Source organism: Mitsuaria chitosanitabida ATCC BAA-476 = NBRC 102408, from assembly GCF_001598255.1.
GTDB lineage: Bacteria > Pseudomonadota > Gammaproteobacteria > Burkholderiales > Burkholderiaceae_C > Roseateles > Roseateles chitosanitabidus.
The window spans coordinates 110,532-124,764 of sequence record NZ_BCYP01000030.1; the positions used below are offsets into that span (position 1 = coordinate 110,532).

Annotated in this window: 14 protein-coding genes; 2 read left to right on the plus strand and 12 right to left on the minus strand. The window is 72.0% G+C overall.

The features are described 5' to 3' along the window. Positions 1 to 17: 17 nt before the first annotated feature. Positions 18 to 479, minus strand: a complete 462-nt coding sequence (locus MCHT01_RS19050) for a carboxymuconolactone decarboxylase family protein (protein ID WP_067067376.1) — start codon at positions 477 to 479, stop codon at positions 18 to 20. Positions 480 to 646: 167 nt separating this feature from the next. Between MCHT01_RS19050 and MCHT01_RS19055 the strand changes: the two genes are divergently transcribed. Beyond that, positions 647 to 2,167, plus strand: a complete 1,521-nt coding sequence (locus MCHT01_RS19055; protein WP_067067378.1) for an aminotransferase-like domain-containing protein — start codon at positions 647 to 649, stop codon at positions 2,165 to 2,167. Positions 2,168 to 2,271: 104 nt separating this feature from the next. Here MCHT01_RS19055 and MCHT01_RS27850 read toward each other — a convergent pair whose 3' ends face one another. Together MCHT01_RS27850 and MCHT01_RS19065 are read right to left on the minus strand one after the other, a co-directional pair. Then, complete coding sequence (locus MCHT01_RS27850; protein ID WP_067067379.1) at positions 2,272 to 3,810, minus strand: methyl-accepting chemotaxis protein; 1,539 nt, start codon at positions 3,808 to 3,810, stop codon at positions 2,272 to 2,274. Positions 3,811 to 4,118: 308 nt separating this feature from the next. Next, the gene (locus tag MCHT01_RS19065; protein WP_218017915.1) at positions 4,119 to 5,117 is read right to left on the minus strand and encodes a zinc-dependent alcohol dehydrogenase family protein; all 999 of its coding nucleotides are present in this window, start codon (positions 5,115 to 5,117) and stop codon (positions 4,119 to 4,121) included. Positions 5,118 to 5,364: 247 nt separating this feature from the next. Between MCHT01_RS19065 and MCHT01_RS19070 the strand changes: the two genes are divergently transcribed. After that, positions 5,365 to 6,273, plus strand: a complete 909-nt coding sequence (locus MCHT01_RS19070) for a LysR family transcriptional regulator (protein WP_067067381.1) — start codon at positions 5,365 to 5,367, stop codon at positions 6,271 to 6,273. 48 nt (positions 6,274 to 6,321) lie between these two features. Here MCHT01_RS19070 and MCHT01_RS19075 read toward each other — a convergent pair whose 3' ends face one another. The 9 genes from MCHT01_RS19075 to MCHT01_RS19115 form a co-directional block, all read right to left on the minus strand. Further along, positions 6,322 to 7,113 (minus strand): SDR family NAD(P)-dependent oxidoreductase, encoded by a 792-nt coding sequence (locus MCHT01_RS19075; RefSeq protein ID WP_067067383.1) that lies wholly within the window; start codon positions 7,111 to 7,113, stop codon positions 6,322 to 6,324. A 131-nt stretch (positions 7,114 to 7,244) separates the two neighbouring features. Beyond that, positions 7,245 to 7,760, minus strand: a complete 516-nt coding sequence (gene nusB, locus MCHT01_RS19080; protein ID WP_067067385.1) for a transcription antitermination factor NusB — start codon at positions 7,758 to 7,760, stop codon at positions 7,245 to 7,247. Further along, complete coding sequence (ribH, locus tag MCHT01_RS19085; protein ID WP_067067387.1) at positions 7,757 to 8,221, minus strand: 6,7-dimethyl-8-ribityllumazine synthase; 465 nt, start codon at positions 8,219 to 8,221, stop codon at positions 7,757 to 7,759. The genes nusB and ribH overlap by 4 nt, the downstream gene beginning before the upstream one ends. Before the next feature lie 12 nt (positions 8,222 to 8,233). Beyond that, positions 8,234 to 9,352, minus strand: a complete 1,119-nt coding sequence (gene ribBA / locus MCHT01_RS19090) for a bifunctional 3,4-dihydroxy-2-butanone-4-phosphate synthase/GTP cyclohydrolase II (protein WP_067067390.1) — start codon at positions 9,350 to 9,352, stop codon at positions 8,234 to 8,236. Positions 9,353 to 9,398: 46 nt separating this feature from the next. Continuing rightward, positions 9,399 to 10,490: a bifunctional diaminohydroxyphosphoribosylaminopyrimidine deaminase/5-amino-6-(5-phosphoribosylamino)uracil reductase RibD gene (gene ribD, locus MCHT01_RS19095; RefSeq protein ID WP_067067539.1), complete on the minus strand. Its 1,092-nt coding sequence runs from the start codon at positions 10,488 to 10,490 to the stop codon at positions 9,399 to 9,401. 713 nt (positions 10,491 to 11,203) lie between these two features. Then, positions 11,204 to 12,301, minus strand: coding sequence for a hypothetical protein (locus MCHT01_RS26840; RefSeq protein ID WP_169806164.1), 1,098 nt, complete (start codon positions 12,299 to 12,301; stop codon positions 11,204 to 11,206). 89 nt (positions 12,302 to 12,390) lie between these two features. Then, complete coding sequence (locus tag MCHT01_RS27490) at positions 12,391 to 13,155, minus strand: PilW family protein (protein ID WP_084452986.1); 765 nt, start codon at positions 13,153 to 13,155, stop codon at positions 12,391 to 12,393. A gap of 8 nt (positions 13,156 to 13,163) precedes the next feature. Further along, on the minus strand, positions 13,164 to 13,592 hold the full coding sequence (locus tag MCHT01_RS19110; RefSeq protein ID WP_067067398.1) for a type IV pilin protein: 429 nt from the start codon (positions 13,590 to 13,592) through the stop codon (positions 13,164 to 13,166). Further along, entirely contained in the window at positions 13,589 to 14,212 is a 624-nt protein-coding gene (locus MCHT01_RS19115; RefSeq protein WP_067067401.1) for a GspH/FimT family pseudopilin, read from the minus strand. The genes MCHT01_RS19110 and MCHT01_RS19115 overlap by 4 nt, the downstream gene beginning before the upstream one ends. Between the last annotated feature and the right edge of the window lie 21 nt (positions 14,213 to 14,233).

Consider the following 14,233-nt stretch of genomic DNA (forward strand, 5'->3'; position numbering starts at 1 on the left):
CGTCGACGGTCGAGGCCTCAGCGCGCCGCGGCCGCCACGGCCTGCGGCACGTTGCGGAAGCTGATGGCCAGGCGGTTGTAGGTGTTCATCAGGCCGATCGCGATCGTGAGGTCCGCCAGCTCCTTCTCGCCGAAGACGGCTCGCGCGGCGGCGAAGTCGGCATCGGGGACGCCGGTCGTGGCGACGCGCGTCACGGACTCGGCCCAGGCCAGCGCGGCGCGTTCGCGGGCGTCGAAGAGGGCGCCACCTTCGTCCCAGACCTGCACCAGCGCGAGCTTCTCGACGGCCACACCTTTCTTGAGCAGGTCGCGGGTGTGCATGTCCAGGCAGTAGGCGCAGTGGTTGATCTGCGAGATGCGCAGGAAGACGAGCTCGACGAGCTCGGGCGCCAGGCCGCACTGGGCGACATAGCCGTAGACGCCGCCCAGCGCCTTCACGCCGGCGGGAGAGACTTGCATGTAATCGAGACGTTGGGTCATGGGAGGCTCCAGGGGGAAAGGGAGAGGGAGAGGGAAAAGGAAAGGGGCAGGGTGAGGCGATCGGGCGAGGCCTCCGGGCGAGGCGGCCTCGCGATTCGTTGGAGGGATTCTTGGCCTTCGGTGGTGCAATGAGAAGCACCAAGAATCGTCAAACGCGCTGTACCACGATGACACCCTCACCGCTCGAACTCCGGCTCGACAAGCATTCGCCGGTGCCCTTGTCCGATCAGATCCATCGCGGCATCGCCGCGGCCATCGAGCGCGACGTGCTCAGCGCCGGCATGCGCTTGCCATCGTGGATCGACCTGGCCGCTCAGCTGGGCGTCGCGCGCGGCACCGTGCGCGTGGCCTACGAGAAGCTGGCCGCGGCGCAGCTGATCGAGGCCTCGCGGTCGGCAGGGACGCGCGTCGCGCATCGGCCGTCGACGATGGGACGCGCCATCGGCATGGGGCTCGATGCCCATGGGGGCGCGGCTGCCGGCTCAGGGGCAGGTCCAGGCGCGGGCGTCGGTCCCGGCGTCGACGCCCGCATGGCGGTCGGCGTCTCGCCGGCGGCGATCGACCCGGGGGCCTTCGTCTCGATGTACCGGGAGCTCACCGCCGGACCGGGTCTGTTCCAGCCGGGGATCCCGTCGCGCGACAGTCTGCCGGCCAAGCTCATGACGAGGCTGCGCGCGCGGGCGCTGCCGGCGGAGACCAGCGGCGCGCCGCTCTATCCGGATCCGCGCGGGGAGCTCGCGCTGCGGCGGGAGATCGCCGGCTACCTGGCGATCGCGCGCGGGATCGTGTGCTCGCCCGACCAGATCCTGGTGACCGCCGGCTATGCGGCGGGACTGGGCCTCGCGCTGCGCGCGCTCGGTGTGGAGGGCCGTCGCGCCTGGATGGAGGAGCCCGGCTTCTTCTTCACCCGGCATGCGCTCGGGCTGGCCCGGCTCGAGACCGTGCCGGTGCGCGTGGACGAGGAGGGGCTCGATGTGGAGGAGGGCTGTCGGCTCGCGCTGGATGCGGCGCTCGCCGTGGTCACGCCGGGGCAGCAGGCGCCGCTCGGCGTGACGATGTCCTTGCGACGGCGGCTTCAGCTGCTCGACTGGGCCGAGCGGACGGGCGCATGGATCGTGGAGGACGACTACCTCAGCGAGCTCCAGCTGCAGGGCCGCGCGGCGCCGGCCCTGGCCTCGCTGGACACGCGGGGGCGGGTGCTCCACGTCGGCTCGTTCAGCAAGACGCTGGATCCGCGATTGCGGCTGGGATTCCTGGTGGCGCCGGTCGCGCTGCTGCCGCGGCTGGCGGAGGTGGCGGCCTGTCTGGCGCCGCCGCCCGGGCCGGCGGTCCAGCAGGCGATCGCCGGCTTTCTGCGCGAGGGGCACTACCTGCGCCATCTGCGACGCACGAAGCGGCTCTACCTGGCGCAGCGCGACGCGTTGATCGCGCAGTTGCAAGGCCTGGGGCTCGAGCACCGCGCCGCCGCCTTGGCCGTTCTGGTCCGCACGCCGGAGGGCGCGTCGGACCTGGCGCTCGCCCGCGCGCTGTTTCCCTTCGGCATCTCGCCGGCGCCGCTGTCGGTCTGGTACGCGCGTCCGGCGCTCGCGCGCGCCGGGCTGATGCTGAGCGTGGCGACCGCGCCCGTGGCGCAGATCGAGCGCGGCTGTGAACGGCTGAAGGCGGTGCTCGACGCGCATGGCGCGTGAGTGCCCGATCACCGATCACCGATCACCGATCACCGATCACCGAGCGCCGAGCGCCTATGCCGGGCCCCGAGGCTCGTGCTCGTGCTCGGCGACGAGGTCGGTCGTCAAGCCACCTTGAAGACGGCCACGACCTCCTCGAGGCGCTGGGCCTGCTCGCGCAGCGAGGAGGCGGCGGCGCTGGACTCCTCGACCAGGGCGGCGTTCTGCTGCGTCATCTGATCCAGGTTGGCGACGGCCTGGTTCACCTGGTTGATGCCGTCGCGCTGCTCGGTCGCGGCGGCCGAGATCTCGCCCATCAGGTCGGTCATGCGGCCGACGCTGGAGACGATCTCGCCCATCACGTCGCCGGCCTGCGCCACGTCGGCGCTGCCGGCCTCCACGGTCTCCACGGACCGGTTGATCAGCGACTTGATCTCCTTGGCCGCCGTCGCGCTGCGCTGGGCCAGGGTGCGGACCTCGCTCGCGACGACCGCGAAACCGCGACCCTGCTCGCCGGCGCGCGCCGCCTCGACGGCCGCGTTCAGCGCGAGGATGTTGGTCTGGAAGGCGATGCCGTCGATGGTGCCGATGATGTCGTTGATGCGGTTGGACGACTCGCTGATCTGGCGCATGCGCTCGATCACCTGGTTCACCACCTGACCGCCGCGGGTGGCCGCGTCGGCCGCGCCGCCGGCCAGCTGGTTGGCCTGACGCGCCGTGTCGGCCGACTGGGCCACGGTCCCCGTCAGCTCTTCCATGCTCGAGGCGGTCTCCTCCAGGTTGGAGGCGGTCTGCTCGGTGCGCGCCGACAGATCGGCGTTGCCCACGGCGATCTGCGAGGACGCGCTGGACACGGACTCCACGCCGTCACGCACCTGCGCGACCACCGACTTGAGCTGCTGGACCATGCGCAGCAGCGCGGTCTGCAGCTGCGCGACCTCGTCGCGGCCCTGCACCCGCAGCGTGCCGGTCAGGTCGCCCTCGGCGACGGCCTCGGCCAGTTGGACGGACGCGGCCAGCGGGCGTGTCAGGTTGCGGGTGATGACGACGGCCAGGGCGGCGCCGACCGCGATGGCGAGCGCGCTGACGAGGCCCACGGTCCAGCGGCTGTTGCGGAAGATCTGGTCGCCTAGCTCGTCGGCCGCCTTCGCGCCCTGGTTGTTGAGGTCGACCAGGTCCGCCGTGGCCTGGTTCAACGCGTCGTAGCGCGGCAGGCCGTCGATGGCCAGGATGCGCTTGGCGGTTTCGTCGTCGGCCGACTTCGCCGCGGCGACCATCAGCGCGCTCTGCTCGAGATAGCCGGCCCACGCGGCGCGGATCTCCTTGAGCTTCTGCGCCTCGGCGGGGGAGCTGATCATCGGCTCGTAGCCGTCGATGGCCTTGGCGACGTCGGCACGGGACTGGTCGATCTTCCTGGCGTCGGCCACGCGGGCCTCGCCGGAGGACACCATCATCCGGTACTCGCGGGTGCGGAAGCGGCTGATGTGCTGCTGGATCAGCTGGGCCTGCTGGGCCGAGGGCATCCAGTTCTGGGACATGTCGGTGGACACGTCGTTGACCCGGCCGAGCTGGATCACCGCGGTGACGGCGACGATCAGCGTGAAGAGAAGGACCGAGCTGAAGGCCAAGGCGAGCTTGGCGCCCACGGACAGACGCGAGAACATGACGGACTCCTGGGGTCGAGGGGGGAGGCGGACCTGACGGGCTCCGGTCGCCGAGGCGGCGGATTGTCATCAGGGTCTCCCCGCGCGAAGCGGCAGGAATCGTCGTTCGGCGGGAGTTTCTTGACGTCGGCGTGACGGGGCGGCCGCCACCCGCCCGAAGGGTCTGTCTCGCGCCCGCCTGGCGACCCATCGACGTGTACGTCGCACGACGCCGGATCGGCGGCCGGGCGCCGTCGTTCGACGGGCTCGGCATCGGCGGCGCGGCGCGGCGCGGCGCGGCGCGGCGCGGTTCGGGGTCCCCCGAGGGCTCAGCCGTGCGTCGGCACGATGAGGATCTTCCCCTGGCGTTCACCGGCGGCGGCCGCGGCGACGGCCTCCTGGATCCGCGACACGTCGTAGGTCGCCTGGATCGGGGCGTGCAGGTGGCCGGCGGCGATCTGGCCGGCCAGCTCGGTCAGCAGGGTCAGTTGTTGCCCCAGCGGCGCCTGGCGGAACCAGCGCGCCAGCCAGAAGCCCTTGAGCGTGATGTCGCGGAAGACCAGCTCGCGCGTGGAGACCGCGCAGGGTTCGCCGCTGAGCGCGCCGTAGTTGACCAGCGTGGCGCCCTCGGCCAGGCAGGCGGCCAGGCGGCGCGTCGCCGCGCCGGCGACGGCGTCGATGCCCAGTTTGATCGGCGCGCCCTGGGTCGCGTCCTTGACGCGCTCGGCGAGGTGCTCGCCGTCGACCAGCACCACGTCGCCGCCCAGGGCCCGCACGCCCTCGACCGCCGACTCGCGGCGGACGATGTTGACCGTCCGCAGCCCGCGCAGCCGGGCCAGTTGCACCAGGTAGCCGCCGACGCCCGAGTTGGCGCTGTTCTGGATGACCCAATCGCCGGGTTGCAGCTCGGCGAAGTCGCTCAGCAGCAGCGAGGCGGTCGGTGGGTTGACCGTCAGCATGGACAGCTGCGCGGGATCCGCCTCGCCGGGCAGCGGCAGCAGTCGGGCCGCGGGCGCCACCACGTGGGACGCCCAGGTCCCCAGGCCGGGCGGCAGCAGCACCGTCTGGCCGACGGCGGGGCCCGCCGTGTCGGGGCCCAGCGCGACGACGCGGCCGACGCCCTCGCTGCCGCCGACGGCGGGCAGCGGCGGCAGGATGCCGTACTGGCCGGTCAGCGTGAGCACGTCGCTGGGATTGATCGGCGCGGCGAGCACCGCGACCAGGGCCTCGCCCTGGGCAAGCACGGGCGCCTCGAACGGCACGGCGCGGATCACGTCCTGCGGCACCGGGCCGCGGCTGTCGTACTGGGCTTTGAGCAGAGTCGTCATGGGGAAAGGGCCGGGTGGGCGGCGGAAGGTGGTGGGATGGGTGGCATCGTAAAAACTCCGGACCCTTGGCGGAAGATGGTGCAATGGCCAAATTCTTTTGTCGAAACGACAATGCCGATCCTGAGGTCTGCCCTGACCGACCCGACCCGACGCGACCCGGCCCGGCCCGGCCCGCGTGCCGACGCCGGGACCTGATGCCGCGCCGGACCCCGTTCCGGCTTTCGACCGTCCTCCGAGGAGCCCCACCGTGGACCGACTGCGCGCCATGCACTACCTGCTCAAGGTGGCCGACCTGCTGAGCTTCTCCCGCGCGGCGCAGGCCCTGGGGATCCCCGCTTCCTCGGTCTCGCGCCGCATCGCCGACCTGGAGGCGGCGCTCGGCGTCGAGCTGCTGCACCGGACCACGCGCACCGTGCGCCTGACCGAGGTCGGCCGGCTCTACGTCGAGCAGATCCGCGCGGCGGTGGACCTGCTCAAGGACGCGGACGAGGCGGTCACCCAACGGGACGATGCGCCGCGGGGCACGTTGCGGATCAGCGTGATGCAGGGCTATGGGCAATCGCGCGTGATGCCGGTGCTGCGCGAGTTCCAGGCGCTGCATCCCGACCTGGTGCTGGACGTGCACCTGAGCGACGCGGTGGTGGACCTGGGGCGCGATCAGGTGGATCTCGCCATCCGCGGCGGGCGCCAGCCACAGGACCGCGTGGTGGCGCGCAAGCTGGATCCCAACCGCTTCGTGCTGGCGGCCTCGCCGGCCTACCTGAAGCGCCACGGCCGGCCGGCCTCGCTGGAGGATCTGGTGGCGCATCCGGCCCTGATGTACCGCGGTCCCAACGCGATCATCAAGTGGCAGGGGCGCGACGCGGACGGCTGGCGGGAGCTGCCGATGTCACCGGCCTTCGTGACCAACGACGGCGCGACCTTGATCGGCCTGGCCAGCGAGCATCGCGGCCTGGTGCTGCTGCCCGAGTGGTCGCTGGAGGCGGCGTTCCGCGAGCGCCGCCTGACGCGGGTCGAGATGGCCGCCGACGTGTCGGTCAGCCGGGAAGGGGAGTCGGGGATCTATCTGCTCTACCTGCAGCCGCGCTTTCGCATCCCCAAGATCAAGGTGGCGGTGGACTTCCTGGTGGAGCGGCTGGGCGGCGCGCGCGGCTGAGACGGGCCGCGCGGTCCGGGCGGGCGCCCGCGGGGCGGGCGCCGAGGCTCAGAACGCGCTCTTGACCACGCCCCCGTCCACGCGCAGCGCCGCGCCGGTGGTGGCGGACGCGAGGGGGCTCGCCACGTAGGCGACCAGCGAGGCGACCTCCTGCGGGCTGGCGAAGCGCTTGATCAGCGAGGTCGGGCGGACATGCTCGAAGAACTCCGCCTCGACCTGCTCGAAGGGCTTGTCGTTGACGCGGGCCATGTCCTGCACGAAGTCGCCGACGCCGCGCGACTTCGTCGGGCCCGGCAGCACGCTGTTGACCGTGATGCCGGTGCCCGCGACCGATTCCGCCAGGCCGCGCGACACCGCCAGCTGCGCGGTCTTGCTCATCCCGTAATGGATCATCTCGGTGGGGATCTGCACCGCGCTCTCGCTGGAGATGAAGATGATGCGGCCCCAGTTCGCGCGCTTCATCGCCGGCAGCACCAGTCGGGAGAGGCGCACGCCGCTCAGCACGTTGACATCGAAGAAGCGGATCCAGTCCTCGTCGGGGATGTCCTCGAAGGCCTTGGGCTCGAAGATGCCGAGGTTGTTCACCAGGATCTCGATGCCCGGGAAGCGGCGCACGACCTCCTGGGCCGCCTCCGCGCCGCTCAGGTCGCCGGCGAAGGCCTCGGCCGGGCCGCCGGTCTCCGCGCGGATCCGGGCGGCGGCCTCCTCGGTCGAGGCGGCCGAGCGCCCGTTGACGATGACGCGGGCGCCTTCCTGGGCCAGCGTGCGCGCGATCGCGTAGCCGATGCCGGCCGTGCTGCCGCTGACCAGGGCGAGCCTGCCCTTGAGTTGCAGATCCATGTCGATGCTCCAGGCGTGGTGGTGTCGATGCCGGAGGCTAGCGTAGGCGCTGGCGGGCGGCACGGTAACCACACGAAGCTCAGGCCCGGCCTATGCCGAAAGGGCAGGCTCCCGGAGCGGTCAGCGTGGCGTCACGCGCCGCGGACGGCCTTCACCTCGACGGGCCGCAGGTCGATGGCCGAGCGGTCCAGCACGCCGTTGACGTACTTGTGGCCGTCGGTGCCACCGAAGGACTTGGCCAGCTCGACCGCCTCGTTGATGGCGACCTTGTAGGGGATGTCGATGCAGTTCTTCAGCTCGTACGCGCCGATCATGAGGATGGCGTGCTCGATCGGGGACAGCTCGGTCGTCTTGCGGTCGGCGTGGCGCGCCAGGACGGCGTCCAGGTCGGCCGCTTCCTCGATCGCGCCGTAGAACAGCTTGTCGAAGTGGCCGCGGTCGGCCTTGTCGAAGCCGTCCTGCTCACGGGTGTGGGCGTCGATGACGGCGGGTTCCTCGCCGGTCACCAGCCATTGATAGATGCCTTGCAGCGCGTGCTCGCGCGAGCGGCGACGGGCCGACTTCGCGGGGGCGCGCTTGGCGCCCGGCTTGGCGTTGGACTTGGCCGCGGGCTTGCCGGCGGGCGTGGTGTTGTCGTTCTGGGTCACTTGAGTTCTTTCAGGAGCAGCGCCATTTCGACGGCGACGGTGCCGGCATCGCGGCCCTTTTCCTCGGCGCGGGCCCAGGCTTGCGGCTCGTCTTCCACCGTCAGGATCGCGTTGGCGATCGGCAGGCGGTGATCCAGCGTCAGCCGGGTCACGCCGGCGCCGCTTTCGTTGGCGACCAGCTCGAAGTGGTAGGTCTCGCCGCGAATGATGCAGCCCAGCGCCACGAGCGCGTCATAGCGGCCGCTGACGGCCATGGCCTGCAGGGCCACCGGCACTTCCAGCGCGCCGGGCACGGTCACGTGGCGGATGTCGCCGGACTGCACGCCCAGGCGTTCGAGCTCGGCCAGGCAGGCCTTGGCCAGGGTCGAGGTCAGCGTCTCGTTGAAACGTGCCTGGACGATGCCGACGCGCAGTCCGCGTCCGTCCAGGGCGGCCGTCTGGCCCTTGTCGGATCCTTGCATGGGGTCCTCGTCTCAGCAGTTGGAGGGGGACGAGCCGGGCGCCCGTTCCGAGGCCTGGAAGCCGGTGACCTCCAGACCGTAGCCGGTCATGCTGGGCATGCGGCGCGGGCTGCCGAGCAGCTTCATCTTCTGCACGCCGAGCTCACGCAGGATCTGGGCGCCCACGCCGTAGGTGCGCAGGTCCATGGTCTGGCGCGGTTCGGCCGACGCGGCCGGCTGCAGGCGCGCGAGCAGCGATTCCGCGTCCTCCCCGCAGTTCAGCAGCACGGCGACGCCGGAGCCCTCGCGCTGGATCGCGGCCAGCGCGTCCGGCAGCGGCCAGCTGTGGCCGCAGCGGCCGGCGTCCAGCAGATCCATCGCGGAGAAGGGCTCGTGCACGCGCACCAGCACTTCCTGGTCCTGCGTCCACTGGCCCAGCGTGAGGGCCATGTGCAGGTTGTCGGAGCGGTCGCGGAAGACGTGGCATTCGAAGCGGCCTTCGCGCGTCTCCAGCGGGCGCTGGGCGATGCGCTGCACGATGGACTCGTTGCGGCTGCGGTACTCGATCAGGTCGGCGATGGTGCCGATCTTCAGGCCGTGTTCCTTGGCGAAGATCTCCAGGTCCGGCAGACGGGCCATGGTGCCGTCGTCGTTCATGATCTCGCAGATCACGCCGGCGGGCGTCAGGCCCGCCATGCGCGACAGGTCGCAGCCGGCCTCGGTATGGCCGGCGCGCATCAGCACGCCGCCGTCCTGCGCCTGCAGCGGGAAGATGTGGCCGGGCTGGACCAGGTCCGAGGCCACGGCGTTCTTCGCGACCGCCGCCTGCACGGTGCGGGCGCGGTCCGCCGCGGAGATGCCGGTCGTGACGCCGGTGGCGGCCTCGATCGACACGGTGAAGGCGGTGCCGTGCTTGGTGCCGTTGCGGGTCGCCATCGGCGGAAGCTGCAGCTGCTCGCAGCGATCGCGCGTCAGCGTCAGGCAGATCAGGCCCCGGCCGTACTTCGCCATGAAGTTGATGGCTTCCGGCGTGACGTGGTCGGCGGCAAGAACGAGGTCGCCCTCGTTCTCGCGGTCTTCCTCGTCGACGAGGATGACCATGCGGCCGGCCGCCAGTTCGGCGACCAGCTCGGGAATCGGAGATATTGGCATAGGGCGGGATTGTAGGCGGGCGGGCCGTTCGTCCGGGCCGCCAGGGTTACACGGCGCCCGGCCGCAGGCGCAGCCGCAGGTCGCCGCCCAGGAGGGCGCTGTCGACGATCCGGTAGCGGGGCGCCTGGTCCAGCGCCGTCAGCGCGCCCAGGTCCGCCATGCCGCGGCCGTCGCCCATCAGCATCGGGGCCAGGTAGACGAGCACCTCGTCCACCAGCCCGGTCCGCAACAGCGAGCCGTTGAGCCTGTAGCCGGCCTCGATGTGCAGCTCGTTGACGCCGCGGGCGCCGAGGTCGCGGACGGCGGCGGCCAGATCCACCTTGCCGCGGGGATCGGTCAGCGAGACCAGCTCGGCGCCGCGGTCCTGCAGGGCGCGCCCCCGGTCGCCCGGGTCGGGCAGGGCGTGATAGATCAGCAGCTCGCCGGGCGGGGCCAGCAGCCGGGCGTCGGTCGCCAGCTCCAGGCGGGAGTCGATCAGCACGCGTCGCGGCTGGCGCGCGGTCTCGACGTCGCGGACATCCAGGCGCGGGTTGTCCTCGCGGGCGGTGCCGATGCCGGTCAGCACGGCGCCCGCGCGGCGGCGCCAGGCATGGCCGTCGCGCCGGGCCTCCGGTCCGGTGATCCATTGGCTGACGCCATTGGCCAGCGCCGTGCGGCCGTCCAGCGAGGACGCGACCTTCAGGCGCAGGAAGGGGCGACCGGTGCGCATGCGGGACAGGAAACCGATGTTGAGCTCGGCGGCGCCGACGGCCAGCGGGTGCGAGGGCGGGATCACCTCCGCGACGATGCCGGCCGCGCGCAGCCGTGCGGTGCCTTGTCCGCCCACCAGCGGGTTGGGATCACCCAGCGCGATGACGACTCGGCCGACCCCGGCCGCGGCCAGCGCGTCGCAGCAGGGCGGTGTGCGGCCGTGGTGGGCGCAGGGTTCGAGCGTCACGTAGACGGTGGCGCCGCGGACGTCGTGGCCGTGGGTCTGGGCATCGCGCAGGGCCATGACCTCGGCGTGGGCCTGGCCTGCCGCCTGCGTGTGACCCTGGCCGAGCACCCGCCCGTCGCGGTCGACGATGACGCAGCCGACGCGCGGGTTGGGGTCGGTGAGACCGACGGCCTGCTCGGCCAGGGCGAGTGCCCGGGCCATCCAGGCCTCGTCGGCCGGGGAAGGGGCTGCGGCGTCGGCATCGGGGGAGGCGACGGCGATGTGGGGAGTCGCGCGGAGGGTGTCCCCGTTAGAGGGAGAAATGGGGGGCTGGCCGGTGCCGGGAACTTGCATGGGACGCAGTCTAGCGGTGCGGTCGGGCGCGAGCAGCAGCAGACCGGAAAGGGCCGGGTCGAGGGCGGAGACCAGGCTGTCCAGGGTCAGCGCGCGGGCTCGACCGGCGCGGTCGGTCCAGGTCACGCGCAGGTGCACGGAGCGGGCGGGGAGCGGGTCCTCGTCGAGGTCGGGTGTGGCGGCAGGGATCGCGGAGGGATCCGGCAGGGTCTCGGCCGCGGCGGACCGCCCCGCGAGCTGGTATGTCGCCGAGGGACCTTCCCAGATCAAGGCCGGGTCAGGCCGGCGCGCGTCGACGCGCCAATGCTCCAGCTCATTGCGGACCAGGCGCAGCGCGGCATCCTGTTGCCGCGCGTCGTCCGCGGCGAGGCGCATGTGGAACTGCAGGGCGAGGAGCGACGCCATGCCGATCGCCAGCAGCGCCAGCGACACCAGAGCTTCCACGAGCACGATGCCGCGAGGGGCGATGCCGGGGATCGCGCGGGCATGGGCCTTCGCGCCGTCGGCGTCGCGCGCCTGGAGTCGCTTGTCGCGTGGGGAGGGGGTGTCGGCGGGCATGGTGAGATCCCTGGGGTGATCCGTCAACGCGTCGGCGTCCATCCGCCCGGCACCGGCAGGAAACTGCCCATGCGGCGGCTGATCTGCTGGAGTGCGGCGGCGTCGTGGACCAGCGCAACGTTCGAGCCTCTGTCGATCACACCGTCGGTGACGACGGCGCCACGGATCGACGCGGCCAGACCCGCGGGCGGGTGCCAGCGCACGCCGTCGCGCGCGTAGAGCAGGCCGCGCAAGGGCGCTGCGGTCGACAGATCGAGGCGACCGGTGGCGATCAGCACCAGCGGCCGACCATCCGTCGCGACGGACGGCAGGTCCGACAGGCGCGCATCGCCGTCGACCCACAGCAGGCGTCGTCCGCGCGCCAGCGCCTGCGATATCGCGGGCCCGCAATCCGGACCGCAGCGCAAGCGGGTCACGGCGGGCTGGCTGCGATAGCGCGCAGGCGGCATGCCGAACACGCGGGTGAACGCGTCGACGCCTTCGAGGGTCGGTGTCGAGGGCGGGTGGCGCAGGGCGCTGAGCAGGGCGATCTGCTGCGAGACTTCCGCGACACCGCGTGGGCCGTCGCGGAGGTCGTCGCAATCGATGGCGACGTCGCTGCAGCCCTTGGCCACGAGCAGCAGCATGCCGGCGGCGGCGCCGTTGCCGAAGCGGATGGAGAAGAAGGGCTGGGCTGCCGGGGCGGGTCCAGATGCGCTCGCGGCGGTGGCGCCGCAGCGACAGACCCATCGCAGTGGCCCGGTGTTGACGCAGTCGGCGACGCTGGACGCGGCGCGGTAGTGGCCGTCGCTCCCGATGCTCAGGAAGCGCTCGCGGAAGTCGCTGGCCGCGGCACCTGGGGGTGGGGAGGCATTGGCCGTTGTGGCCGATGGGGGCGACGTGCCTGATGCGTCCGACCCGCCGGTGTCCGGAGCGACATCGCTCGCGGCGTCGCGCAGCGCGGGGCGGCAGTGGTCATCGACGCGGCCGGTGTTGAGCATGGCCAGGGTCCAGGCCAGCCCGGCCTCCGCGGCTTCCGCCGCCGCGGCCCCGCGCAGATCGTTGGCCGCGACGCGCTGGGCGCTCGCCAGTTGGCGGGCGGCCCAGGCCGCCGCCAGCCCCAGGGTGGTCAGCAGGACCACGCACAGCGTCAGCGTTCCCAGGCCACGAAGACGATGCCGGGCTTTGCGCGAGTGCGAGGGCCTGGTGGGGGTGGGAGCGGCGCGCGACATCATGGGCAGGTCTCCGAGAAGCGATCGTTGCGAAGGCGGGTGAGGGCGTCGAGGCGATGCCGGACGCGGCGGTCGTGCACGGCCTCGGCGTCGATGAGGATCCGGAGCTCCAGCACGCTCAACGTCGCGCAAGGGCTGCCCACGGGCACCTCGACGGGATTGAGCGAGACCTGGAACGCGAGCACGCGCAGCAACGCCGGATCCGTCAGCGGCTGGTACCGGCCGCCGACGAGCTGCTCGACGCGGCCGTCGGCGAGGCGGAACCCGGAGGTGTCGCTCGCACTGGCGCGGTAGCCGAGGCGCTGGCCACCGGCGTCCACGCTGATGGTCCCGAAGGGATTGCGGGCGGGCGAGGGGTTGTCCTCGCGCCAGAGGCCATCCTGTGCGCGCTCCCAGTAGCCGGAGCGGCGCAGGTCGCGCTGCATCAACTCGGCGGTGGCTCGCAGCTCCTGCTGGACTTGCAGCTCGAGCATCAGACGGTGCTGCTCGCCCAACTGAAGACCCGCCATCGCGAAGGCGCCGGCCATCAGGATCAGGCCGACCGCCAGGCCCACCAGGAGCTCGATCAGCGTGAATCCTCTTTCACGGCCGCGATGGCGGCGTACCGTTGCCGTTGCCGTTGCCGTTGCCGTTGCCGTTGACCGAGGCAGAGGCAGAGGCAGAGGCTGAGGTAGAGGTAGAGGTAGAGGTAGAGGTAGAGGTAGAGGTAGAGGTAGCGCAGGCGCTTGCGGCGGCGCCTGTGGCGCGCTTGATGGGGTGCTCATCGAGGCGCTCACTGTGGCCAGCAGGTCGATGCCTGCACCGAGCCCCGGTCGTCGAAGGCGGCGAGGCGAACATCACCGTCCTCCAGACGCAACGAGATCGTGTGGCAGCCGCGGTCGGCGGCCTGGCTGCCTTGGGCTTGGGCTTCGATGCCAAACCGCGTCGCGTCGGCGCCTGTGATGCGCAGCCGATAGAGGCCGTTACGGGTCAGCGCCGGCTGCCCGATCTCGTCCAATCGTTCGGCGTAGCGCGGATGCTGCGAGCGATGGCGCTCCTGCGCGAGCTGCGCGGCGAGCAGCGCCTCGCGGGCCTCGGCGCGGCGGCTGCTCAGCACCTGCTGGCGGAAGCTCGGCAGCGCCACTGCGGTCAGCACCGCCGCGATGGCGACCGCCGCCAGCAGCTCGATCAACGAGAAACCGTGATGCACGAGCGACCTCATGCGCACCTCGGCAGCAGGTTGGTCCCGCGGTCGGGCGAGCAACTGCGGACGCGACCCGTCAGGCTGACGACGTGGCGGACGGTGCCGATGCCCTCGATCGCGACGTCGATGGAGCCCGCCACGGACACCGTGCCCTGGCGACCGCTGAAGAGCATCGACGGCACGTTGGATCTCACGCTCGCGCGACCGCGAGCGGCCGGCCAGCTGGTCTGACGAATGGCCTGGGCCTCGCCCTCGCAGGTGGGAGGCGCCTGCATGCGGCAGCTGCAGCTGTTCAGCGGTCCGGTGTGCAGCACGTAGCAGGTGGCGCCGGCGCCATCGTCGGAGAAGCGCAGGATCACGTTGCGGCCGCCTTGCAGCGCCTCGCTGCGGGCCAGTTGCAGATCGGAGAGCACCGTCCGCGCCGCGCTGGACAGCCGCGTTCGCCAGAGCCATTCACGCAGCTCGGGCGCCGCCATGGTCGCCACGATGGCGATCAGCGCGAGCGCCACCAGGGCCTCGATCAGGCTGAAGCCGAGGGCTCGCCCACGACGCAGCCGGGTGCGTCGCCGGTGACGGCGGCAGGCGCGGGCAGTCGGCCAGTGGCCGGGGCGGATCACGGAGGCGAGGGCGAAGGGCACGTCGGAACTCCCGGAAGGTCG